The organism is Phytohabitans sp. LJ34 (assembly GCF_052068095.1).
Classification (GTDB): domain Bacteria; phylum Actinomycetota; class Actinomycetes; order Mycobacteriales; family Micromonosporaceae; genus Phytohabitans.
The window spans coordinates 325,377-348,365 of sequence record NZ_JBQHDG010000005.1; the positions used below are offsets into that span (position 1 = coordinate 325,377).

Sequence of the window (22,989 nt, forward strand, 5' to 3'; positions counted from 1 at the left end):
TCGGGCTCGCCACGCGGTCGCCACATTGGCACCCGAGCCCCCAGTAAGGCGGGAAAGAGATGCCAGCGATCGTGCTCATCGGCGCCCAGTGGGGCGACGAGGGCAAGGGCAAGGTTACCGACCTGCTGGGAGAGCGGGTCCACTACGTGGTGCGTTACTCGGGCGGCAACAATGCCGGCCACACGGTGATCACACCAGACGGCCAGAAGTACGCACTCCACCTCATGCCATCCGGCGCGCTCTCGCCCAGCGCGATGATCGTCATCGGCAACGGCGTGGTCGTCGACCCCAAGGTGCTGATCGGCGAGATCGACGGCCTCGCCGAGCGGGGTGTCGACGTCTCCCGGCTCCGCATCTCCGGCGACGCCCACCTGATCATGCCGCACCACCGGGCACTCGACCGCGTGGTGGAGCGCTACCTCGGCTCGTCGCGGATCGGCACCACCGGTCGCGGCATCGGCCCGGCGTACGGCGACAAGGTCGCCCGCATGGGCATCCGCCTCCAGGACCTCCTCGACCCGGGCATCCTCCGCAAGAAGCTGGAGCTGGTGCTGCGGGAGAAAAACCAGATCCTGTTCAAGGTGTACAACCGGAAGGCGCTCGACACGTCCGCGGTCGTGGAGGAGTACCTGGCGTACGCGGAGCGGCTGCGGCCGTACATCGCGGAGACGCGCACGATCCTGTGGGACGCGCTCGACCGTGGCGACACGGTGCTGCTGGAGGGCGCCCAGGCCACGATGCTCGACATGGACCACGGCACCTACCCCTTCGTGACGTCGTCCAACCCGTCGGCGGGCGGGGCGTGTGTCGGCGCCGGCATCCCGCCCACCGCGATCTCGAAGGTGATCGGCGTCAGCAAGGCGTACACGACGCGGGTGGGTTCCGGCCCGTTCCCGACCGAGCTCTTCGACGAAAACGGCGCACACCTCCGCAAAATCGGCGCCGAGTACGGCACGACCACCGGCCGCGAACGCCGGTGCGGCTGGTTCGACGCGGTGGTCGCCCGCTACGCCACCCGCCTCAATGGCATCACCGACCTGGTCGTGACCAAGCTCGACGTGATGACCGGCATGGAGAAGGTGCCGATCTGCGTGGGTTACGAGATCGACGGCGAGCGGATCGACACGATGCCGATGACGCAGACCGCCTTCCACCACGCCAAGCCCGTCTACGAAGAGCACGACGGCTGGTGGGAAGACATCACCAAGGCCCGCGCGTTCAGCGACCTGCCGGCAAACGCGCGCGCGTATGTCGAGCGCATCGAGGAGCTCGTCGGCACGCGAGTGTCCATCGTGGGCGTGGGCCCGGGCCGCGAAGAAAACGTAGTGCGCCACGACCTCCTGTAACTTCGTCCGAATTGTCGCTGCCCGGACCATGATCAACGGGCAGGGCTAGGATCCGACGGGTGCGCGTACTGCTTATCGGGGGTGGAGGGCGAGAGCATGCCCTCGCCCTGGGGATTTACGCTGACCCTGCCGTTGCACAGCTTGTCGCGGCGCCTGGCAATCCGGGTATCGCCGACTTGGCGATCACCCGCGATGTCGACGGCGCCAGTCCCCACGCGGTCGCCGCCCTTGCCGTCGAGGTCGCGGCCGATCTTGTCGTCGTCGGGCCGGAGGCGCCGCTTGTCGCGGGCGTTGCAGATGCGGTGCGGGCCAAGGGGATTGCCTGCTTCGGGCCGTCTGCCGCGGCCGCTCAGCTCGAGGGGTCGAAGGCGTTCGCCAAGGACGTGATGGGCGCGGCCGGTGTGCCTACCGCCAAGTCCCGGGCGTGCACCACGCGAGCCGAGGCTGAGCAGGCGCTCGACGAGTTCGGCGCGCCGTACGTCGTCAAGAACGACGGGCTCGCCGCCGGCAAGGGCGTGGTCGTCACGGACGATCGGGACGCGGCGCTCGCCCACGCGGAGGCCTGTGGGCGCGTGGTGATCGAGGAGTACCTCGACGGGCCCGAGGTCTCGCTCTTCGTCGTGACCGACGGCGAGGCGGCCCTGCCGCTCATGCCGGCGCAGGACTTCAAGCGGGTCGGCGACGGCGACACCGGCCCCAACACTGGCGGCATGGGTGCCTACGCGCCCCTGGACTGGGCACCGCCCGGACTTGTCGACGAGGTCATGGACTCGGTCGCGCATCCCACGCTCGCCGAGATGCGGCGCCGGGGCACGCCGTTCGCCGGGTTGCTCTACATCGGGTTGGCGTTGACCAAGGCGGGGCCGCGGGTGATCGAGTTCAACGCGCGCTTCGGCGACCCCGAGACGCAGGTGGTCCTCGCGTTGCTGGAGACGCCGCTGGCCGGGCTGCTGCGCGCGGCCGCCACCGGCACGCTCGGCGACCACCCGCCGCTGCGGTGGCGTCCGGGCGCGGCTGTCACGGTGGTGCTCGCGTCGGAGGGTTACCCGACGTCGTCTCGTTCTGGCGATGTCATCACCGGCGCGGATCGCGCCGGCATCATCCACGCCGGCACCGCGCGCCGGGCCGCCGACGGTGCGCTCGTCTCCGCGGGCGGCCGGGTCCTTTGTGGAACAGCGACCGGCCCCGATCTGGCCTCCGCCCGCGAAGCCGCCTACGCGCTCGTCGACGGGGTGACGCTGGCCGGCTCGCACCGGCGCTCGGACATCGCGCTCGCCGCGGTGGAAGGGCGCGTCTACGTGCCCTAACGGCACGAACAAGGGATTACCCCAGCGCCACCGCGACCCTACCGTCTGTGTCATGAAGAACAAGACGGCAACGCTCGTGCTGGCGGGCGCTGTGGTGTTCGCCAGCACCATCGGCGCGGTCGCTGGCTGCCTCTCCCTGACCAATGGCGGAGAAACGGGTAGCGGTGCCGGTAGCACGCCGTCACCCAGCGCCGACGCCGGTCTCGGCACGGCGGAGGCGACTCCGAGCCCCAGCCCCGATGCGACGCGCGAGACGCCCACGGATACGGAGACGACGAGAGCGCCGACCACGACACGCCCGCCGCAAAACCAGGGCCCGCGGATCGTGGTGTTTCGCGTCAAGCAAAAGCCGCAATGTCCACAAGGGAGCAGCGAGTACCCGGTGGAGGGTACCCCGGTGATCCTGGAGTGGAAGGTGACCGGCACCGACAAGGTCACGATCTCCGTCGACGGCCCGGGGATCTACGGCACGTATCCGGCCGAGGGTTCGGAGACCTTCACGTTCTCCTGCGGCGGCCACGACCCGGGCGAGACGGTCAGACACACCTACCTGCTGAAGACCGTCGGTGGTGGGTCGGTGAAGTCGAAGCAGCTCAGCGCGACGGCCGAGGCCTACGAGGTCGCCGACGTCTGATCCGCCCGCTCAAAACGGGCGCAGGTCGCGGACGACCACCTTGCCGGTGGCGTTGCGCGGCAGGTACGGCACGAAGTACACGTCGCGCGGGATGCAGTAGCGGGCCCGGTAGCGGCGCACGTACTCGCGTACCGCGTCGGCGTCGAGTGTCTCGCCGCGGTGCAGCGCGAGGAAGGCGGCGAGGCGCTGGCCGTACTCCGGATCGGGCACGCCGATCACCGCGACTTCGCGTACCTGTGGCAGCTCGGCGAGCAGGTTTTCCACTTCGGACGGGAAGACGTTTTCGCCGCCAGAGATGATCATGTCGTCTTCCCGGCCCACCACGAAGAGCCGCCCGTCGCCGTCGACGTGGCCGAGGTCGCCGGTCGCGATCAGGCCGTCGTGCGACTCCTTGTCGGCTCCCGAGGTGTACCCCTCGAAGAGCATCTCGTTGCCCACGAAGATCCGCCCGACCTGCCCGTCCGCCACGGGCTGGCCGGTAGGTCCGAGGATCGCCAGGCGGGTGCCGTGTGGCGGGCGGCCGGCGGTCTGCGGCGCGGCACGCAGGTCGCGCGGCGTGGCGATCGAGGCCCAGGAGACCTCGGTCGAGCCGTACAGGTTGTAGAGCACGTCACCGTAGGCGTCCATGAAGCGCGTGGCCAGCCCGCCCGGCAGCGCCGAGCCGCTCACCGCCACGATCCGAAGCGGGTTGGGCTGGGGTGGCGCCACTTCCAGCAGTCGTTGCACCATCACCGGCACGGCGAAGAGCGCACGTACCCGATGCTGGGCCGCGAGCCCGACGCAGCCGGCCGGCTCGAAGCGGCGCTGGAGCACGACGGTGGCCCGGAGCGCGAACGAGACCTGGAGCGCCGCGTACCCCCAGGTGTGGAAGAGCGGCGCGGCGATCATGATGCGGTCGCGGGCGTGCAGCGGGATGCGATGGATGATCGACACGAGCGGGCCGAAGCCGGCCGGCGTGCGGCGGCGGGCGCCCTTGGGCGTGCCGGTGGTGCCGGACGTGAGCACGATCGTGCGGCCGTCGCGCTCCGGCGGGCGCAGCTCGCCGGGCGGTGCGTCGGCGATCAGCTCGGCCGCCCGCTCCTCGGTGATCCGCTCCACCTTGGCCGGCACCGCGAGCACCTTCTCGGCGAACTCCGCGTCGTGGATCAGGATGCGCAGCTCCTGCTCGTCGGCGACCGTGGTGAGCTGGGCCGGGGAGAGCCCGGTGTTGATCAGCACGGTGTCGGCGCCGATCAGCGTGCCGGCCACCATCGCCTCGACCATGCCGGCGTGGTTGCGGCAGAGCAGGCCGATGCGGTCGCCGGAGCGGACACCCGTGGTGCCGCGCAGCGCCCGGGCCAGCCGCTCGGCGTTGCCCAGCAGCTGGCCGTAGGTCACCGCGCCGCGCCACTCGTCGACGATCGCCACGCCCTCCGGGTCGCGGGCGGCCGCCTGGCGCAGCTCGCCGGAGAGGCTGAAACCCCATCGGCGCAGCGCGTTGAGCTGGGCGGCCACCCGCACCGGCGATCCGGGCGTGAGCAACCCTCGTCGGGTCAAGGTGGCCACGACGAACGGGGTGATCATCGAATCTGTACTCCAGAGATGGCACGGGAGATCACAAGGCGCTGGATTTCGGACGTGCCCTCGAAGATGGTGTAGATCTTGGCGTCGCGGTACCAGCGCTCGACCGGGTGCTCACGCAGATAGCCGGCGCCGCCGAGCAGCTGCACCGCTTTCTCCGTGACGGCCACGGCCACCTCGCCGGCCTTGAGCTTGGACATCGAGCCCTCGCCCGCCTCGAAGGCGCGGTTGTTGCGACCCATCCAGGCGGCCCGCCACACCAGCAGCCGCGCGGCGTCGATCTCCATCTTCATGTCCGCGAGCGCGAACGCGACGGCCTGGTTCTGGACGATCGGGCGGCCGAACTGCACGCGGCTCCGGGCGTACTCCAGCGTGTACTCGTACGCCGCGCGGGCCACGCCGATCGCCTGCGCGCCGACGGTCGGCCGGGTCAGCTCGAACGTGCGCATCGCCGCCTGGCCGGCCGCCCGCTGCCCGGACCGGGCGCGGTCGAGCCGCTCCCGCAGCGCCTCGCGCCCGCCGAGCAGGCACCGCCCGGGTACGCGGACGTCGTCGAGGAACACGTCCGCGGTGTGCGACGCGCGCAGGCCGAGCTTTTTGAGCTTGCCGGGCGAGGACAGCCCTTTCGTGCCGGGCGGTACGACGAAAGCGGCGTGCCCGCGCGACCCGAGCTCCGGGTCGACCACGGCGGTCACCACGTGCACGGTCGCGATCCCGCCGTTGGTGGCGTACGCCTTCTGCCCGTTGAGCACCCACTCGTCGGTGGCCTCGTCGTACACCGCGCGGGTGCGGATCGCGCCGACGTCGGAGCCGGCCTCGGGCTCGGTGTTGCAGAACGCCGCGACGGCCGGCTCGTCGACCGTGCCGTAGCACTGCGGCACCCACTCGAGCATCTGCTCAGGGGTGCCCGAACCGTAGATCGAGGCGACGACGAGCGAGGTGCCCAGCAGCGCCATCCCGATGCCGGCGTCGCCCCAGAAGAGCTCCTCGTTGGCGATCGGCAGCGAGAGACCGGTGGGATCCGACCAGCAGTTGGCGAGGAACTCGAAGCCGTAGAGCCCGATCTTCGCGGCCTCCTGGATCACGGGCCAGGGCGTCTCCTCGCGGGCGTCCCACTCGGCGGCGGCCGGGCGCACGACCTCTTTGGCGAAGCCGTGCACCCAGTCCCGCAGGTCCCGCTGTTCCTCGTTCAGGTCGAGCGAGAATTCCGACATATCAACCCTTGGGGATGTCGAACAGGTTGGCGATGTTGGCCGCGAGGCCCAGGTCGCCCTTCGCCTTCAGCTTGCCGGTCATGAACATCATCACCGGGTTGCCGGCGCCGGACACCACCTTTAGGAACTCGACCGGACCCATCGTGAGGCTCAGCTTGGGGTCACGGTCGGGCGACGGCGAGAGCGTGCAGACACCGTTTTCGATCACGACCTCGTACGTGTCGACCCCGCCGTCGGGGCGGTCCGTGACGTTCCAGTGGATGACCGCGTTGGTCGAGCCGGCCCGGTCGGGCCGGAAGAGCGAGGGCATGCGGGCGAACACCTCGTCGAGGATCTTCCCGCGCATGTCGCTCGACATCACCTCTTTGATCTGCGAGTCCGGAGCGGACTTTACGATCTGGGCGAACTGCTTCGGGTCGACACTGGAGAAGTCAGATAGGTCGAAGTCGGTCATCGTTGTGGCCTCCGGCTGAGTAGTTACTCGTGCGTAACCTTACGCACGAGTAGGTATGGTGGCAAGGGTGACCGCGGTATCAGGTACCCCGACCTTCAAACGACTGCCGCGGGCGGTACGTGAGCAGATGATGCTCGACTCCGCCGTCCGCGTCTTCTCCCGGCGTGGCTTTCACGCGGCGAGCATGGACGAGATCGCCGAGGACGCCGGCATCTCCAAGCCGATGGTGTACGCCTACCTGGGCCCCAAGGAGGAGCTCTTCGTCGCCTGCCTCCAGCGCGAGGGCAACCGCCTGATGGAGGCGATCGCGGACGAGGTCGTCGGCGCGGACACCCCGGACCAGCAGCTCTGGCGGGGCCTGCGGGCGTTCTTCGCGTTCGTCGGCGCGCACCGCGACGGCTGGGCGGTGCTCTACCGGCAGGCGCGCGGTGAGCAGCCCTTCGCCAGCGCGCTGACCGAGATGCGCGAGCGCATGGTCGAGGTCGTCGAGATGATGCTTGGGCGCGCGCTCGCCGCGGAGGGGCGCGAGGTCCGCGACACCGATCTCCAGGTCATGGCGTACGCGCTGGTCGGCGCCTCGGAGTCGCTCGCCGACTGGCTCGCCGACCACCCGGAGGCCGACCCGGAGAAGACCGCCACCCGGATGATGAACGTCACCTGGCTCGGCGCCGCCCAACTCCTGCACGGCGAGACCTGGACTCCGTAGTCGCTCCACTCACGACCTCAAGATAAGATCCAACCCAAGATCAAGATTTGGGCTACCGCGACGTCCGCGGTGGTCCGGACCGCTGCTCCCGCGGCCTCACCCGTCCGCCGCTGGTCACGGTCACCGCGAGGCCCGGGGGCAGCACCTCGGCAGAGCCGCGGGCAACGCCGCGTAACCAGAAGTCGCGGCGACCGCACCGTCGCGGCGACTGCTCTGGGCGATGAATCCCGACGCCCTCGCTGGGGTGAGCGTGAGCAACAGCGGATGGGTGAGGCCGCGGGAGCAACGGCATGGACCACGACGCACATCGCGGTAGCTCACATCTTTGGAAATTGGCTTCAAAGCCACGAAGACAGACGCACCCACTAGGTGGGCGTTACCGTGCCGGTCAGGTGTGGCTTGCCGGACTTGGCGCCGTGTAGGGCGAACGTCCACTCTGGAGTCGTAGAGAACGCCACTGTGGACGGTAGGAACACGGGCAGCTTGAACGAAACCTCCACTGTGTACGCGTCCGGCAGGCGGCCCTCCAGCGCGGCCAGGCACCGGGCCTTGCTCCACATGCCGTGCGCGATCGGCCGGGCGAATCCGAACAGGCGCGCGCCGAGCCGCGACGTGTGGATCGGGTTGTGGTCGCCGGAGGCGCGCGCGTAGTCGGTGCCCACGCGGGGGCTCAGGCGCCAGCGGGCCGACGCCGCCGGCGGCTCGGTCTGGTCGGCTTCGCGCCGCCCGCCGGCTGCCTTGCCCTCGCGGCGCAGGTATGTCGACACGTCCCGCCACACGACCTCGCCGCCGACCGAGGCGGTGGCGACCACGTCGAGCTGGCGGCCGCGCGGGTGCTCGCGCAGGTCGGCGGCGTGCACCGACAGGTCGAGCGGCTCGCCCGCGTCGATCGGACGCAGCAGCTCGATGCGGTTGGCCACATGCACGAGCCCGACGACCGGAAATGGGAAGTCTCGCCGCGACATCAGCCGGAACGCCAGCGGGAAGGCGAGCACGTGCGGGTACGTCGCCGGCAGCGTGTCGGAGAGGCGGAATCCGCAGACGCGGTTGTAGTCGGCGAGGTGGGTGCGGTCGACGGTCACACCCGACCGGTCGAGCACGACCTCGGGCAGCCAGCCGGGCCGGTTGAACCCGGGCACCAGGCCGATCGCGGCGCGGGCGAACATCACGCCCCCAGCAGGCTCTGCCCGCAGACGCGGACGACGTTGCCTGTGATGCCTCCGGACGCGGGCGAGGCGAACCAGGCGATCGTCTCGGCCACGTCGACCGGGAGGCCGCCCTGCGCCATGCTGTTCATCCGGCGGCCGGCCTCGCGGATCATCACCGGCATCTTGGCGGTCATGCGGGTCTCGATGAAGCCAGGCGCGACCGCGTTGATCGTGATGCCGCGCTCGGCGAGCACCGGCGCCATCGACTGCACCAGCCCGATCACGCCCGCCTTGCTGGTGGCGTAGTTGGTCTGGCCGCGGTTGCCGGCGATGCCCGCGATCGAGGCGACGCCGATCAGGCGCCCGCCGTCGGTGATCAGGCCGCGGTCGAGGAGTACCTCGTTGATCCTCTCCTGGCTGGAGAGGTTGACGTCGAGCACCGAATCCCAGCGGTCGGCGTCCATGCGGGCGATCGTCTTGTCGCGGGTGATGCCGGCGTTGTGCACCACGATGTCGACGCGGCCGTGCCGCCCGCCGATGTGGTCGGCCAGCCGGTCGGGCGCGCCGGCCGTGGTGAGGTCGAGCTGGTAGGCGGTACCCCGGATGTCGTTGGCCACCGCGGCGAGCGCGTCGCCGGCGGCGGGCACGTCGAGGCCGATCACGTGCGCGCCGTCGCGGGCCAGGACCCTCGCGATCGCCGCGCCGATCCCGCGGGCCGCGCCGGTGACCAGGGCGACCTTGCCGTCCAGCGGGTGCTCCCAGTCGGCCGGTGGGTTGACCGCGGTGGCCGGGCCGATGCGGATGACCTGCCCGGAGACGTACGCCGAGCGGCCGGAGAGCAGGAAGCGGATCGTCGACTCGATCGCGCCCTCGGCGCCCGGGGTGACGTAGACGAGCTGTGCGGTCGTGCCCCGGCCGAACTCCTTGCCGATGCTGCGGGTCAGCCCTTCGAGCGCCCGCTGCGCGGTGGCCTCCCGGGGCGTCTCGCACGCCTCGGGCGGGGTGCCCAGCACGATCACCCGGCCCGACGGGGTGACCGAGCGGGCGTTGGGGTGGAAGAAGTCGTACAGCGCGCGGAGGCCGGTGGAGTCGGTGACGCCGGACGCGTCGAAGACGAGCGCGCTGTGCCACTCGCCCTCCTCGGCGACGCCGGCGGCCTTGAGGATCTCGCGGACCGGCTCGTGGAGGCGGCCGCCAGGGGCGGAGTCGAGCAACACCGGGCCCGGCACCAGCGGCTGGCCGGGGCGGTAGCGGCGCAGGCGGGGCGGTGCGGGCAGGCCGAGGCGCTTGACGACCGCCCGGCCCGGACCGGAGTTGGCGAAGGTCGCATACCGATCGCTCATAGGCGTATCCTACTCGTGAGTAAGTTTCTCTGGGAGGGGAAGTCCCGTGCAGAGGGTCGCGATCATCGGTGGCAACCGGATCCCGTTCGCCCGCTCCAACAGCCGGTATGCCACGGCGTCCAACCAGGACATGCTCACCGCCGCGCTCGACGGCCTCGTCGCCCGATACGGGCTGGCGGGCCAGCGGCTCGGCGAGGTGGTGGCCGGTGCGGTGCTCAAGCATTCGCGCGACTTCAACCTCACCCGCGAGGTCGTCCTCGGTTCGCGGCTGGACCCGCACACGCCCGCGTACGACGTGCAGCAGGCGTGTGGCACCGGGCTCGAAGCGGCGATCCTGGTCGCCAACAAGATCGCTCTCGGCCAGATCGAGGTGGGCATCGCCGGCGGCGTCGACACCACATCGGACGCTCCGCTCCAGCTCAACGAGGACATGCGGCGCGCGCTGCTGCAAATCAACTCGTCCCGCTCGCTCGGCGGCCGGCTGCGTGCGGCCACCCGGCTGCGCCCGCTCCAGCCGTTCCGGCCGGAGGTGCCACGCAACGCCGAGCCGCGTACCGGCCTCTCGATGGGCGAGCACGCGGCGATCACCGCGCTGGAGTGGGGCATCGGCCGCCAGGAGCAGGATCAGCTGGCGCTGGAGTCCCACCAGAAGCTCGCCGCGGCGTACGAGCGGGGCTTCTTCGACGACCTGCTCACGCCCTACCTCGGGCTCGGCCGCGACCAAAACCTGCGGCCCGACACCTCGCTGGAAAAGCTCGGCTCGCTGAAGCCGGCGTTCCGCGCGCCGAACGGCGGCGAGCCGACCATGACCGCGGGCAATTCCTCGCCGCTCACCGACGGGGCGGCGGTCGTGCTGCTGGCCTCGGAGGAGTGGGCCGCCGCGCACAACCTCCCCGTGCAGGCGTGGTTCGTCGACGGGGAGACGGCCGCGGTCGACTTCGTACACGGCGGGGAGGGGCTGCTGATGGCACCCACGTACGCCGTGCCGCGGCTGCTCGCCCGCCGTGGGCTCACGCTCCAGGACTTCGACTATTACGAGATCCACGAGGCGTTCGCGTCGCAGGTGCTCGCCACGCTGGCGGCCTGGGAGTCGCCCGAGTTCTGCAAAGACAAGCTCGGCCTCGACGCGCCGCTCGGCTCGATCGACCGGGCCAAGCTCAACGTCAACGGCTCGTCGCTGGCCGCGGGACACCCGTTCGCCGCGACCGGCGGCCGGATCGTCGCCACGCTGGCCAAGCTGCTCGCGCAGAAGGGCGCCGGCCGCGGCCTCATCTCGATCTGCGCCGCCGGCGGCCAGGGCGTGGTCGCCATCATGGAGCGCTGAGCGCCGCCTCGTACGCCAGCAGGGTGTCGATGAACATCCGGCGCTGCGCCGGGGTCAAGGGCGCGAGGGCGGCCCGCCGGGCCACGGCGCCCTGACCAAGCCAGTCGTCGATCGCCGCGTGGTGTTCGTCGGCGATGCTCACGATCGTGCGCCGCCGGTCGGCGTCGTCCTCCCGCCGGCGCAGGATCCCCTGGCGGCTGAGGTCGCCCACCATCAGGCTCACCGTCGAGGGCGCGACCTCCAGTCGCGCGGCGAGTTCGTTGACGCCGAGCGGCCCCTCGAAGAGCAGGTACGCGAGCAGCGACAGGTGGCGCGGCGCGACCTGGCCGCTCTCCGGTCGGGCGGCGTGCCGGCCGCCGACCTGAGAGTGCACTGCCTGGCCTTCTGCGGGGCGCTGACCACGCACCACACGAGGGAAGACGGCGCCTTTCCCGAGTTCGAGCGGCAGATGCCCGAGCTGGGCCCGGTGCTGGCGCGGCTCCGCCGCGAGCACGCGGCCATAGCGAAGCGGATCGAGGACGGGATCGACGACCTTGATCAGCTCGCCGAGGAGCTGGAGGCACACCTGCGGTATGAGGAGGAGCACCTCGTACCGGCCCTCAACCGACTGTGAGAATGGGCTGGTGATCCCCAATGTGCTCGCTGCCCGTTACGCGTCCGCCGAGCTGACCGCGATCTGGGCGCCGGAGGAGAAGGTACGGCTGGAGCGGCGGCTGTGGATCGCCGTCCTGCGGGCCCAGCGTGACCTGGGCATCGAGGTGCCCGATGGGGTCGTCGAGGCGTACGAGCGGGTGCTCGACCAGGTCGACCTCGATTCGATCGCCGCCCGCGAGCGGGTGACCCGCCACGACGTGAAGGCGCGGATCGAGGAGTTCAGCGCGCTCGCCGGCCACGAGCACGTGCACAAGGGCATGACCTCGCGCGACCTGACCGAAAACGTCGAGCAGCTTCAGGTGCGCCGCTCGCTGGAGCTGGTCCGCGACCGCTCGGTCGCCGCCCTCGCCCGGCTGGCCCACCTCGCTGTCGAGCACTCCGACCTGGTGATGACCGGCCGTTCGCACAACGTCGCGGCACAGGCCACGACGCTCGGCAAGCGCTTCGCGTCGGCGGCGGAGGAGCTGCTCATCGCCTACGAGCGGCTGGAAGACCTCATCGCCTGGTACCCGCTGCGGGGCATCAAGGGCCCGGTGGGCACGGCCGCCGACCAGCTCGACCTCTTCGACGGCGACTTCGACCGGCTCGCCGAGCTGGAGCGGCGGGTGGCCGCGCACCTCGGCTTCAGCCGGGTACTCGACAGCGTCGGGCAGGTCTACCCGCGGTCGATCGACTTCGCCACGGTGGCGGCGCTGGCGCAGCTCGTCGCCGGCCCGTCGTCGCTGGCCACGACGATCCGGCTGATGGTCGGGCAGGAGCTGGTCACCGAGGGGTTCCGCCCCGGCCAGGTGGGCTCTTCGGCGATGCCGCACAAGATGAACACCCGCTCCAGCGAACGGGTCAACGGCCTTGCGGTGATCGTCCGCGGCTACCTGTCGATGGTCGGTGAGCTGGCCGGGGACCAGTGGAACGAGGGCGACGTCTCCTGCTCGGTGGTACGCCGGGTCGCGTTGCCCGACTCGTTCTTCGCGACCGACGGGCTGTTCCAGACGTTCCTGACCGTGCTCGACGAGTTCGGCGCGTACCCGGCGGTGGTCGCCCGCGAGCTCGACCGCTACCTGCCGTTCCTGGCCACGACGAAGATCCTGGTGGCGGCGGTGCGGCGGGGCGTCGGGCGCGAGGCCGCGCACGAGGCGATCAAGGAGCACGCGGTCGCGGTGGCGCTGGCGATGCGGGAAAAGGGCGTCGCGGAAAACGACCTCTTCGACCGGCTCGCCGACGACCACCGGCTGGGCCTGACCCGCGCGGAGATCGACTCGCTGGTCGCCGACCGGGAGGCCTTCGTCGGCGCCGCGCCGGCCCAGGTGCGGGCGGTGGTCGACCGGATCGCCGAGGTCGTGGCTCGCCATCCGCAGGCCGCCGCCTACGCACCGGCTCCGATCCTCTAGTGCGCGCTGGGCCGGGGAGCAACCTCCCCGACCCAGCGGCGTGACACGGCCCGCCGGGTAGCGGGCCGTGCGGCCCACCGGCACGTCATACGGCCGGCGGTCGCCCGGTGGCTCAAGACAGTGACATCCTCCACTGGTTACGCGACCGCCTTCGTCGCCACGACGGCGGTCCCGTATGCGCAGAGCTCCACCCACAGCGTGCCGGTGTCGCGGTGGTCGAACCGCATGCCGAGCACGGCGTTGGCGCCGCGCTTCCGGGCCGCCCGGCCCAGCTCGGCCACGGCCTCGGTGCGCCAGCGCAGCAAGTGTTGTGGAGCTCGGGGGTCGTACGCGCCACCGCGGAGGGACTTCACTCCTTCGGCGAACGCGTTGCGGGTGCGGGCGAGGGAGATGACGACTTCGCCCAGCACCGCGTGTATCTGGTAGCCGGGTAGGTCATCCGTCGTAACGACGAGCACACCGAGAAAGTAGGACTTTCCGGGCACCGCCACGCCGGCAATCGGTGGAAGCACCCGCGTACCGCAAAACCGCGCGGCGCGGACAAGCGTCCGCGCCGCGCAGGTTCGAGGTCGTAACCGTCACACACCAGACACCGAGCGGATCCAGCTCCGGTTGAACGCGACGCTGCCGTAGTTCTGGATGTTCACGCCGTTCGCGGTCGAGGCGACGCCGACCTGCTGGCCGTTGTAGAACTGCGGGCCACCGGAGTCGCCGCGCCACGCGTTGCCGTTGATGCGGGTGGTGCGGATCGCCTGGCCGCCGTACGCGTCGGTGGCGTTGTTGGTGGTCACCTGGACGCTCGCGGTCTTGAGCTGCACCGAGGCACCGCAGCCGCTGTAGCAGGTCATGCCCCAGCCGTAGATCGAGTTGGTCGAGCCGACCGGCGGGTTGCTGCTGGCGAGCGACACGTACGAGGTGCTCACCGGGCTGCTGAGCCGCATCAGCGCCAGGTCGTTCTGCCCGAAGGTGGCGGACACGCTGCGGGTCACGCCGCCGGACGTGCGGTTGACGCTGCCGACCCGCACCGACATCGTGCCGTTGAGGCAGTGCCGGGCGGTCAGCACCCAGTTCGCCGCGATGATCGTGCCGGAGCAGGTGAACGAGCCGTTGGCGAACACGGCCGCGGCCCACGGGGCGGAGGAGACGGTGCTGCCGCCGATGATCAGGGGCGTTGGGTCGCCGGCGACCGCGGTGCCGGGTACGACGAGGGCGCCGGTGACCGTTGCGGCGATCGCCGCGGCGGCGAGGCGGATGCGCATGGGAACTCTCCTTCGTGAGGGGGTTTGCCACACGCTAGAGAGCATCGATGGTCGTCTACAAATAACATTGCGGTCATATCGCTTTCGCGGCGCCCGCCGGCCGGCGGGTATAGTCGCTGCTCAGCGAAGGGGAGTAGCCCCCAATCGCGCGGTCGACACACTGGTGCTCCGGCGCCCGGCCACGCGAACCGCGGCAATCGCGGTGGGCGAGACCTTCGACCCAGGCCCGCGTGGGCCGGGTCGAGGGGCGCCCGTCTCCCGGCCCGGCCGGGAAGGATCCCGATGGAACTCGTGCTCGTCGCGCTCACCGCGTTCGTGCTGATCCTGCCGGTGGAGCTACCGGACAAGACGTTCGTGGCCACCCTCGTGCTCAGCACCCGCTACCCGGCCCTGCCGGTGTGGCTCGGCGTGATCGCGGCGTTCGGGGTCCAGTGCCTCGTGGCGGTCGGCGCCGGCCACCTGCTCTCCCAGTTGCCACAGCAGCCGGTCGCGCTCGTCGCCGCCGCGCTCTTCGCCGTCGGCGCGGTGATCCTGTTCCGCGGCGCCCGGCGCGCCGACAGCGGAGAGAAGGAACAGGAAAAGGAGTACGCGGAGAAGGTCGCCCCGGCCCGGAGTGGGCTGCGGGCGGCGGGCGCCAGCTTCGCCGTGCTCTTCACCGCCGAGTGGGGCGACCTGTCCCAGCTGCTCACGGCCGGTCTGGTGGCCAGCGGCAAGCCGGCGATCCCGGTCTTCTTCGGCTCCTGGGCAGCACTCGCGGTGGTCTCGGGGCTGGCGGTGCTCCTGGGACGGTGGTTGCTCCGCCATGTCCGGCTGTCACTCGTGCGGTACGTCGCGGCCGGCGTCTGCGCCCTGCTCTGCGTGATCACCGTGGTCGGCGCCGTGACCAGCTGAGCAGGGCGGCCGGTGCGTGCCCGTCGCTCTCTACCAGGTACGCTGGGCAACGCTCGTCTCCGTTCGCGAGGGCGACACATCCGGCCCAGCGGCCGATAGCGGCAAAATCTGCGTACACAAGTCAGGAGTGTCCAGTGGCTCGCGTCGTTGTCGACGTCATGCTCAAGCCGGAGATCCTCGATCCGCAGGGCCAGGCGGTCGCCAGCGCGCTGCCCCGGCTCGGTGTCGACGACGTCACCTCCGTGCGGATCGGCCGGCGCATCGAGATCGAGTTCGCCGGCGAGCCCGACCTCGACCGGGCTCGTGAGATCGCCGACAAGCTGCTGGCCAATCCGGTGATCGAAGACTTCACGTTGCACGTCGACGGCTCGGTCGAGACCGAGAGCGACTCGCAGGAGTCCGAGCCCGCCGAGGCGCCGGCATGAGCACGCGGGTAGGCGTGGTCACGTTCCCAGGCTCGCTCGACGACGGCGACGCGGCCCGGGCGGTGCGGCTCGCCGGCGCTGACGCCGTGGGCCTGTGGCACGCCGACCCCGACCTGCACGGCGTCGACGCGGTGGTCCTGCCCGGCGGCTTCTCCTACGGTGACTACCTGCGCGGCGGCGCCATCGCCCGCTTCGCCCCGGTGATGGAGACGATCGCCGACGCGGTCCGCGACGGCCTGCCGGTGCTCGGCATCTGCAACGGCTTCCAGATCCTCTGCGAGGCGCACATCCTGCCCGGCGCCCTGATCCGCAACCAGCACATGCACTTCCGCGCCCGCGACCAGCGGCTGCGGATCGAGGCCGTGCAGCCGGTGTGGACCAACGCGTTCACCGACAGCCAGGAAGTCGTCATCCCGATCAAGCACGGCGAGGGCCGCTACGTCGCCGACGAGCGCACTCTCGACGAGCTCGAGGCCAATGGGCAGGTCGTCGCGAGGTACATCGGCGGCAACCCCAACGGCGCGCAGCGCGACATCGCCGCGATCAGCAATGCCGCTGGCAACGTTGTCGGCATCATGCCCCACCCCGAGCACGCGGTGGACGCCCTCACCGGCCCTTCCACCGACGGCCTCGGCTTCTTCACGTCGATGCTGAAGTTCCTCGCCGGCGCCCCGGCGGACCAGGGAGCGTCATGACCACCCAGTCCGAGTCAGCGGACATCGTCGTAGGTGAGTTCGACGGGGGGCCTGACACAGTCAAGCGCGCCGCCGCGACGCCTGAGGAGCTCCAGCCGTACGCCGAGCTGGGCCTGCGCGACGACGAGTACCAGCGGATCCGCGAGGTGCTCGGCCGCCGGCCCACCCAGTCCGAGCTCGCGATGTACTCGATCATGTGGAGCGAGCACTGCTCCTACAAGTCGAGCAAGGTGCACCTGCGCCAGTTCGGTGAGAAAGCGCCGCCGAGCGACAAGCTGCTCGCCGGCATCGGGGAAAACGCGGGCGTCATCCAGATCTCCGACGACCTCGCGGTGACGTTCAAGGTCGAGTCGCACAACCACCCGAGCTACGTCGAGCCGTACCAGGGAGCCGCCACCGGCGTCGGCGGCATCGTCCGCGACATCTTGGCGATGGGCGCGCGGCCGGTCGCGGTCATGGACCCGCTGCGCTTCGGCGCCGCCGACCACGAAGACACCGCCCGCGTGCTGCCCGGCGTCGTCGGCGGCATTGGTGGATACGGCAACAGCCTCGGCCTGCCCAACATCGGCGGCGAGGTCGTCTTCGACCCCTGCTACCAGGGCAACCCGCTGGTCAACGCGCTGTGCATCGGCGTGCTGCCGGTCGACCGCCTGCAAAACAAGGCCGCCGCCGGCGCCGGCAACATCGTGGTGCTGATGGGCGCCAAGACCGGCCGCGACGGCATCGGCGGCGTGTCGGTGCTCGCCAGCGCGACGTTCGACAGCGAGAGCGAGCAGCGCCGCCCGTCCGTGCAGGTCGGCGACCCGTTCATGGAAAAGCTCCTGATCGAGGCGTGCCTGGAGCTCTACGACGACCGCCGCGTCGTCGGCATCCAGGATCTCGGCGGGGCCGGCCTGACCTGCGCGCTCACCGAGACCGCCGCGGCGGCCGGCACCGGCATGACGGTCGAGCTCGACAAGGTGCCGCTCCGCGAGCCGTCGATGGCGCCGCACGAGATCCTCGCCAGCGAGTCGCAGGAGCGCATGCTCCTGATCGTCGAGCCCGACCAGCTCGAGGCCGTGCTCAAGACCGCCGCCCGGTGGGGCGTGCTGGCCACCGCGATCGGCGAGGTCACCCCGCCCGGTCCCGACGGGCTGCCCGGCCGCGTCACGATCACCTGGCAGGGGCACACGGTCGTCGACGTTCCGCCAGGGTCGCTCGCCGACGACGGCCCGGTGTACGCCCGGCCGATGCGCGAGCCCGCCGACCTGATCCTGCTCCAGGCCGACCGCGCCGAGACGCTGCCCCGACCGTCCACACCGGACGCGGTGCGGGAGACCGTGCTGCACATGATCGCCTCGCCCAACCTCTGCGACAAGACCTGGGTGACCGAGCAGTACGACCGGTACGTGCTCGGCAACACTGTGCTCGCCCAGCCGGAAGACGCCGGTGTGATCCGCATCGACGAGCGCTCGGGCCTCGGCGTGGCCCTCTCCGTCGACGGCAACGGGCGATACGCGCGGCTCGACCCGTACACCGGGGCAAAGCTGGCGCTCGCCGAGTCGTACCGCAACGTCGCCGTCACCGGTGCCACGCCGCTCGCGGTCACCAACTGCCTCAACTTCGGCTCGCCCGAAGACCCGGCGGTGATGTGGCAGTTCGCCGAGGCGGTGCGCGGCCTCGCCGACGGCTGCGCCGAGCTGGGCATCCCGGTGACCGGCGGCAACGTGAGCTTCTACAACCAGACCGGCGCGGCGGCGATCCACCCGACCCCGGTCGTGGGCGTGCTCGGCGTGCTCGACGACGTCGCACAGCGGGTGCCGATGGGCTTTCCCAAGCCGGCCAACCCCGAAGGCGACATCATCTTCCTGCTCGGCGAGACGAGCGTCGAGCTCTCCGGCTCCGAGTGGGCCTGGGTCACCCACGAGCACCTCGGCGGCGTGCCCCCGCGGGTCGACTTGGGCCGGGAGAAGGCGCTCGCCGGCCTGCTCGCCGAGGCCGCCCGGGTCGGCCACCTCACCGCCGCCCACGACCTGTCCGACGGCGGCCTCGCGCAGGTGCTGGTGGAGGCCTGCCTGCGCCACGGCGTCGGCGCCCGGGTCAAGCTGCCCGACGAGTTCACCGGCGGCTCGATGCCGTTCGTCTTCCTCTTCAGCGAGTCGGCCGGCCGGGCCATGGTGTCGGTGCCGCACGGCCACGAGAAGGCGTTCACGGCGCTCTGCACCGAGCACGGCGTCCCGTGGACCGCGCTTGGCGTGACCGACGAGAGCGGCGGCCAGCTCGAGGTCCGCGACCAGTTCACGATCGGGCTCGACGAGCTGCGCGAAGCGCACACCGCGACCCTGCCGCGCATCTTCGGTGGCTGAGCCGGTATTCGCGCAGCCCGGTGCCGGGGTTCGCTTCGACTGGGGTCTCGCCGGAGCGTCCGAGCTGGGCCGGGTGTGCGCGGCGCTGGTGGTCGTCGACGTGCTGTCGTTCACCACGTCGGTCGACGTCGCGGTCGGGCGCGGCATGCGGGTGCACCCGTTTCCGTGGGGCGCGCAGGCCGACGACTTCGCCCGCCGGATCGGCGCGATCGCGGCCGTCGGGCGGCGCAAGGTGAGCCGGGAGCGCCCCTGGTCGCTGTCGCCGGCGTCGCTCAGGTCCGCGCCGGTCGTGCCCGACCTGGTGCTGCCCTCGCCGAACGGCTCGGCCATCTCCGCCGCCGCGAGCGCCACCGGCCTTCCAGTCGTCGCCGGCTGCGTCCGCAACGCACCCGCCGTCGCACGCTGGCTCCTTTCCCAGGGGTACGGCACGTCGCGCGCCCCGATCGGCGTCGTCGCCGCCGGTGAACGGTGGCCGGACAGCACGCTCCGCCCCGGCGTGGAGGACCTGCTCGGAGCGGCCTCGGTGCTCGACGGGTTGGCCAACGCACCCGGCGGGCTGTCAGTGGAGGCGGCGGTGGCACTGGCCGCCCTGACCGGCGTGCCGGACGTGCCCGCGGCGATCCAGGGCTGCGCCTCCGGCCGCGAGCTGGCCGAGTCCGGCTTCGCCGAAGACGTCGCGATCGCGATCGAGGTCGGCGTCTCAGACGTGGTGCCGGTGCTCGACAAGGGCGTCTTCGCCGCTGCGTGAAACCCTGCTGAAGCTCGTGATCCGGCAGGATGTCGTGATGAGCGACTTGGTGCTGCGCGGCGGCCGTCCCTGGCGGAGTCCGACCGCGGCCGACATCCTGGTGCGCGACGGCGCGATCGCCGCGATCGAGCCGGACCTGCCGCCGCCGCCCGGCGCCGAGGTGGTCGACGTGTCCGAGCGGTTGGTCCTGCCCGGCCTCGTCGAGGCGCACTGCCACCTCGACAAGACGCTCTTCGGCGGCGACTGGGTGCCGCATACCGCCGGCGACGCGCTGGCCGACCGGATCGCCACCGAACGCGGCCGCCGTGGCGAGCTGGGTGTGCCGGACGTCGACCGGATCACCGCACTCCTGGTGCGGATGATCGCGGCCGGCACCTCGTACGTGCGCAGCCACACCGACATCGACCCGGCGCTCGGGCTGTCCGGTGTGGAGGCTGTCAACGCCGCGGCCGCGCGGCTCGCCGGGCGGGTCACGGTCGAGCAGGTGGCGTTCCCGCAGTACGGCATCCTCGCCAACCCGGGCACCGAGGCGGTGCTGGAGCGGGCGCTCGCGGCGGGCGTTGGCACGATCGGCGGGCTGGACCCGGCCGGCTTCGACCGCGACCCGGTGCGGCACCTGGACATCGTCTTCGGGTTCGCCGAACGGTACGGCGCGGGCGTCGACATCCACCTGCACGACGGCGGCACGCTCGGCATCTGGCAGCTGGAGCTGATCGCCGAGCGCACCAAGGCGGCCGGGCTCGACGGGCGGGTGACGGTCAGCCACGCGTACGCGCTGGGCCAAGCCGACGGCGCCACCCAGGAGCGGATCGCCGGCCGGCTGGCCGAGGCGGGTGTGGCCGTGGTGACCGCGGCGGTGTACGACTTTCCGGTGCCGCCGATCAAGAAGCTGCTCTCGGCCGGCGTCACCGTCGCCTGTGGACACGACGGCGTCCGCGACCTGTGGGGCCCGTACGGCAGCGGTGACATGCTGGAGCGCGCGATGCACGTGGCGTACCGGAGCATGTTTCGCCGCGACGAAGACATCGAGATCGCGCTGACCGCCGCCACGTACGGCGGCGCGCGGTTGCTCGGCATCCCCGCGTACGGGCTGGCGATCGGCGCGCCGGCGGACCTCGTGGTCGTCGACGCCCGTACGCCCGCGGAGGCGGTGGTCGTCCACCCGGTTCGCGACCTCGTGCTCAAGGCCGGCCGAGTGGTCGCCCGCGGAGGCGTGCTGGAAAAGTGAAGTGGCCGCGCCCGAAACGGGCGCGGCCACTTGTCGGGCTCGGTATCCGATCAGTCGTCGAGCCAGTCGAGCGAGCGGCGCTCGCCCCGGCCGGCCGGCTGCTGCGGCCCACCCCGGCCGGCGCGCGGGCCGGCCTGCTCGTCGTAGTAGCCACCCTGGTCGTCGTAGCCGGCGCCACGCGGGTCGGCACCGCGCGGGTCGTAGCCACCGCCCCGCTGCTGCGGCACCTGGTCGTAGCCACCGCGCGGGTCGTAGCCGGGCTGCTGGTCATAGCCGTTGCCGCCGTAACCGGCGCCGGGCTGGCCGCCGTAGCCGCCACCCTGCTCGTAACCGCCACCACCGCCGGCCGGCCGGCCGTAGCCACCGTCCGCGGGGCCGTAGCCGGCACCCTGGTCGTAGCCACCGCCGCTGGGCACAGGGCCGTAGCCAGCACCGCGGTCGGGCTCGGGCTCGGCCCGGTAGCCACCGCCACCGCCGCCGTAGGGACCGGACTCGTACGCCGGGGGCTGAGGCTGGCCGTAGCCGCCACTCGGCCCGGCGCCGTTGCTGCCGTCCCACCGGCCGGTGGGCTCGTCGTAGCGGTCGCTAGCGCCGCCGTATCCAGCGGCACCGCCGGGGGCGCCGTAGCCGCCGCCTGGAGGCTCGCGGTAGTCGCGCCCGCCGCCGTAGCCGTCCTCGCCACCGCGTCCGCCGCCCGCGTACGGGCCGGCTGGTGCTGCCGGGCTGCCGTATCCGCCCGGAGCGGCCGGGCCGCCGTAGCCGTTGGCGCCGCCGCGCTCGTAGCCGCCCTGCCCGGCCGGCGGACCGTAGCCGCCGCCGCTCGTCGGGCGTCCGTAGTCGGGGCCGGCCGGCGCGCCGTTGGGCCCGCCGTAGCCGCTACCGCTGGTCGGACCGGGGCCATAGCCGCTACCACTGGTCGGACCGGGGCCGTAGCCGCTACCACTGGTCGGACGGCCGTACTCCCCGGCGCCGGCCGGGGGCCGGCCGTACGCGCCGGCGCCGTTGGGGCCGCCGGGCTGGGGACCGCCATAGCCGTTGGCCGGGCCGGACGCCGCGCCGTACACGCTCGTGGCGCCCGCGACGCCGGGGCCGTAGCCAGCCTGGCCGTTGTAGCTCGGGCTCTGCGGGGGCAGCGGCGCTCCGTAGGGATCGGGGAACTCGTCGGCCGCCGGCACCGGGCTCTGGAGCATCGTCGGCGCGTCGGAGATCGAGGGGCGGCCCACCATGGTCGGTGCCGCGCCCGCACCGGCGCCCGCGATGCGGGTCGCGTCGTTGGCGGGATGGTAGACGCCGGCCGCACCGGGAACCGGCGTGCGGCCGCCCGGACGCACCGGCTGGTCGTCGTCGATGCCGGGGTCGCCGTTGTCCTGCTTGCGACGCACGACGAGGAGCACGATCGCGCCGACACCGAGGGCGACGAGAAGGCCACCGACGATGATGAGGAGCCACGAGCCCATGCCGCCGGAGTCCTCGTTGGACGCGTTGTCGGCGGCGATGCCGGAAGCCTCCGGAGTCGCCTCTTCGCTCGCCGCCGCCTCTTCGGTCGGCGGCGGGACCGAGGCGCTGGCGGTCGGCGTCGCGGCGGCCTTGGCCGACGTCAGAGCGAACTGGACGGTCAGGGACTGGCCGGCGCTGCCGTTGACCCGCTTGGCCTCCGGGTCGGGCTTTTGGTAATCCGGGTGCGAGACGCCGATGAGCAGCTCGCCGACCGCGATGGGCTTGCCGTCGCAGGACGTGAACCGGTAGTTACCCGTGCTGGTCGTATTTGTGCTGCAATTGTGGCCCTGCGAGTCGAGCAGCGCGACGATGACGTCTTCGATGCCGTCGCCGGTGGTCGTGTCCTTGACCTTGCCAGACACCTGCTTGACCGACTGCTCCACCTGCTTGGCGACGAGTGTGACTCGCACGGTCGCCTGCTGGTTTCCGCCACCCAGACCGCCACCGTTGGCTTGGATCGTGACCGTCGCCTGCTCGTTTTGGGTGAGGTTGCCGGTGACGCGGAAGGTGGCGGTCTTCTGCTGACCGTCCTGGTCTCGGGTCACATTGCCCAGAGAGCAGCCGTCGGTGCAGCTCAGCTTTCCGTTGTTGGAGCTGACGGTGATGTCGGCCCGGGTGTTGTCGTTGTCCTCGAAGTCGAGTGTGTACCTGATCTGCGTGCTCTGGCCGGCCTCCACCGAACTTGGCGACGCAGAGGTGTTGGTGATGTTTGGCGCGGCCATCGCGGCTGTGGGGAAGGCGACGGCAGCGCCGACAACCAGCGCCCCGACCACACCGGCGCGAAGCATCCAGGCTCGTCGGTGCGTAGTCACGTCCACCGCCC

General features: G+C 71.6%; 21 protein-coding genes and 1 pseudogene. 13 read left to right on the top strand and 9 right to left on the bottom strand.

What is annotated here, in order from left to right; translation table 11 throughout:
- Positions 1-59: 59 nt before the first annotated feature.
- From ACTMTJ_RS11530 to ACTMTJ_RS11540, 3 genes are read left to right on the top strand one after another with little or no spacing between them, the layout of a single operon-like run.
- A complete protein-coding gene (locus ACTMTJ_RS11530; protein WP_441216143.1) occupies positions 60-1,346 on the top strand; it encodes an adenylosuccinate synthase in 1,287 nt (428 codons plus the stop codon).
- Between the two features lie 59 nt (positions 1,347-1,405).
- Positions 1,406-2,653 carry a phosphoribosylamine--glycine ligase gene (purD, locus tag ACTMTJ_RS11535; protein ID WP_441216144.1) on the top strand — a complete coding sequence of 416 codons (1,248 nt, stop codon included), beginning with the start codon at positions 1,406-1,408 and terminating at the stop codon, positions 2,651-2,653.
- Positions 2,654-2,705: 52 nt separating this feature from the next.
- A complete protein-coding gene (locus tag ACTMTJ_RS11540; RefSeq protein ID WP_441216145.1) occupies positions 2,706-3,287 on the top strand; it encodes a hypothetical protein in 582 nt (193 codons plus the stop codon).
- A gap of 9 nt (positions 3,288-3,296) precedes the next feature.
- On the opposite strand, the gene ACTMTJ_RS11545 is transcribed toward ACTMTJ_RS11540, so the two are convergent.
- From ACTMTJ_RS11545 to ACTMTJ_RS11555, 3 genes are read right to left on the bottom strand one after another with little or no spacing between them, the layout of a single operon-like run.
- Positions 3,297-4,850: an AMP-binding protein gene (locus ACTMTJ_RS11545; RefSeq protein ID WP_441216146.1), complete on the bottom strand. Its 1,554-nt coding sequence runs from the start codon at positions 4,848-4,850 to the stop codon at positions 3,297-3,299.
- Positions 4,847-6,061 (bottom strand): acyl-CoA dehydrogenase family protein, encoded by a 1,215-nt coding sequence (locus ACTMTJ_RS11550; protein ID WP_441216147.1) that lies wholly within the window; start codon positions 6,059-6,061, stop codon positions 4,847-4,849. The genes ACTMTJ_RS11545 and ACTMTJ_RS11550 overlap by 4 nt, the downstream gene beginning before the upstream one ends.
- Position 6,062: 1 nt before the next feature.
- Positions 6,063-6,515: an SCP2 sterol-binding domain-containing protein gene (locus tag ACTMTJ_RS11555; RefSeq protein WP_441216148.1), complete on the bottom strand. Its 453-nt coding sequence runs from the start codon at positions 6,513-6,515 to the stop codon at positions 6,063-6,065.
- A gap of 127 nt (positions 6,516-6,642) precedes the next feature.
- Between ACTMTJ_RS11555 and ACTMTJ_RS11560 the strand changes: the two genes are divergently transcribed.
- Positions 6,643-7,221 (top strand): TetR/AcrR family transcriptional regulator, encoded by a 579-nt coding sequence (locus tag ACTMTJ_RS11560; RefSeq protein WP_441216333.1) that lies wholly within the window; start codon positions 6,643-6,645, stop codon positions 7,219-7,221.
- 365 nt (positions 7,222-7,586) lie between these two features.
- Here the strand turns inward: ACTMTJ_RS11560 and ACTMTJ_RS11565 are convergent, their stop codons facing one another.
- Both ACTMTJ_RS11565 and ACTMTJ_RS11570 read right to left on the bottom strand, forming a co-directional pair.
- Positions 7,587-8,387 (bottom strand): MaoC/PaaZ C-terminal domain-containing protein, encoded by an 801-nt coding sequence (locus ACTMTJ_RS11565; protein ID WP_441216334.1) that lies wholly within the window; start codon positions 8,385-8,387, stop codon positions 7,587-7,589.
- The gene (locus ACTMTJ_RS11570) at positions 8,387-9,712 is read right to left on the bottom strand and encodes a 3-oxoacyl-ACP reductase (RefSeq protein ID WP_441216149.1); all 1,326 of its coding nucleotides are present in this window, start codon (positions 9,710-9,712) and stop codon (positions 8,387-8,389) included. Before ACTMTJ_RS11570 ends, ACTMTJ_RS11565 begins: the two co-directional genes overlap by 1 nt.
- A gap of 46 nt (positions 9,713-9,758) precedes the next feature.
- Here ACTMTJ_RS11570 and ACTMTJ_RS11575 point away from each other — a divergent pair, with 46 nt between their 5' ends.
- Positions 9,759-11,036 carry an acetyl-CoA C-acetyltransferase gene (locus ACTMTJ_RS11575; protein WP_441216150.1) on the top strand — a complete coding sequence of 426 codons (1,278 nt, stop codon included), beginning with the start codon at positions 9,759-9,761 and terminating at the stop codon, positions 11,034-11,036.
- On the opposite strand, the gene ACTMTJ_RS11580 is transcribed toward ACTMTJ_RS11575, so the two are convergent.
- Entirely contained in the window at positions 11,023-11,409 is a 387-nt protein-coding gene (locus ACTMTJ_RS11580) for a MarR family transcriptional regulator (protein ID WP_441216151.1), read from the bottom strand. The genes ACTMTJ_RS11575 and ACTMTJ_RS11580 overlap by 14 nt on opposite strands.
- Here ACTMTJ_RS11580 and ACTMTJ_RS11585 point away from each other — a divergent pair.
- Both ACTMTJ_RS11585 and purB read left to right on the top strand, forming a co-directional pair.
- A complete protein-coding gene (locus ACTMTJ_RS11585; protein ID WP_441216152.1) occupies positions 11,383-11,649 on the top strand; it encodes a hemerythrin domain-containing protein in 267 nt (88 codons plus the stop codon). The two genes, ACTMTJ_RS11580 and ACTMTJ_RS11585, sit on opposite strands and share 27 nt — an antisense overlap.
- Positions 11,609-13,078 (top strand): adenylosuccinate lyase, encoded by a 1,470-nt coding sequence (gene purB / locus ACTMTJ_RS11590; protein ID WP_441216153.1) that lies wholly within the window; start codon positions 11,609-11,611, stop codon positions 13,076-13,078. The genes ACTMTJ_RS11585 and purB overlap by 41 nt, the downstream gene beginning before the upstream one ends.
- Positions 13,079-13,221: 143 nt before the next feature.
- Here purB and ACTMTJ_RS11595 read toward each other — a convergent pair.
- Together ACTMTJ_RS11595 and ACTMTJ_RS11600 are read right to left on the bottom strand one after the other, a co-directional pair.
- Positions 13,222-13,536 (bottom strand): annotated as a pseudogene (locus ACTMTJ_RS11595) (heavy metal-binding domain-containing protein); the annotation flags it as partial.
- A gap of 120 nt (positions 13,537-13,656) precedes the next feature.
- Entirely contained in the window at positions 13,657-14,337 is a 681-nt protein-coding gene (locus ACTMTJ_RS11600) for a S1 family peptidase (RefSeq protein WP_441216154.1), read from the bottom strand.
- Positions 14,338-14,619: 282 nt separating this feature from the next.
- Here ACTMTJ_RS11600 and ACTMTJ_RS11605 point away from each other — a divergent pair, with 282 nt between their 5' ends.
- The 6 genes from ACTMTJ_RS11605 to ACTMTJ_RS11630 all read left to right on the top strand — a co-directional run bounded on the left by ACTMTJ_RS11605 (position 14,620) and on the right by ACTMTJ_RS11630 (position 20,669).
- Entirely contained in the window at positions 14,620-15,228 is a 609-nt protein-coding gene (locus ACTMTJ_RS11605) for a TMEM165/GDT1 family protein (RefSeq protein ID WP_441216155.1), read from the top strand.
- Positions 15,229-15,362: 134 nt separating this feature from the next.
- A complete protein-coding gene (gene purS / locus ACTMTJ_RS11610; protein ID WP_441216156.1) occupies positions 15,363-15,653 on the top strand; it encodes a phosphoribosylformylglycinamidine synthase subunit PurS in 291 nt (96 codons plus the stop codon).
- Positions 15,650-16,348 carry a phosphoribosylformylglycinamidine synthase subunit PurQ gene (purQ, locus tag ACTMTJ_RS11615; protein ID WP_441216157.1) on the top strand — a complete coding sequence of 233 codons (699 nt, stop codon included), beginning with the start codon at positions 15,650-15,652 and terminating at the stop codon, positions 16,346-16,348. The genes purS and purQ overlap by 4 nt, the downstream gene beginning before the upstream one ends.
- On the top strand, positions 16,345-18,693 hold the full coding sequence (gene purL / locus ACTMTJ_RS11620) for a phosphoribosylformylglycinamidine synthase subunit PurL (RefSeq protein WP_441216158.1): 2,349 nt from the start codon (positions 16,345-16,347) through the stop codon (positions 18,691-18,693). Before purQ ends, purL begins: the two co-directional genes overlap by 4 nt.
- Entirely contained in the window at positions 18,686-19,441 is a 756-nt protein-coding gene (locus ACTMTJ_RS11625; protein ID WP_441216159.1) for a 2-phosphosulfolactate phosphatase, read from the top strand. Before purL ends, ACTMTJ_RS11625 begins: the two co-directional genes overlap by 8 nt.
- Positions 19,442-19,478: 37 nt before the next feature.
- A complete protein-coding gene (locus ACTMTJ_RS11630) occupies positions 19,479-20,669 on the top strand; it encodes an amidohydrolase (protein ID WP_441216160.1) in 1,191 nt (396 codons plus the stop codon).
- A 50-nt stretch (positions 20,670-20,719) separates the two neighbouring features.
- Here the strand turns inward: ACTMTJ_RS11630 and ACTMTJ_RS11635 are convergent, their stop codons facing one another.
- The gene (locus ACTMTJ_RS11635) at positions 20,720-22,954 is read right to left on the bottom strand and encodes a carboxypeptidase regulatory-like domain-containing protein (RefSeq protein ID WP_441216161.1); all 2,235 of its coding nucleotides are present in this window, start codon (positions 22,952-22,954) and stop codon (positions 20,720-20,722) included.
- Between the last annotated feature and the right edge of the window lie 35 nt (positions 22,955-22,989).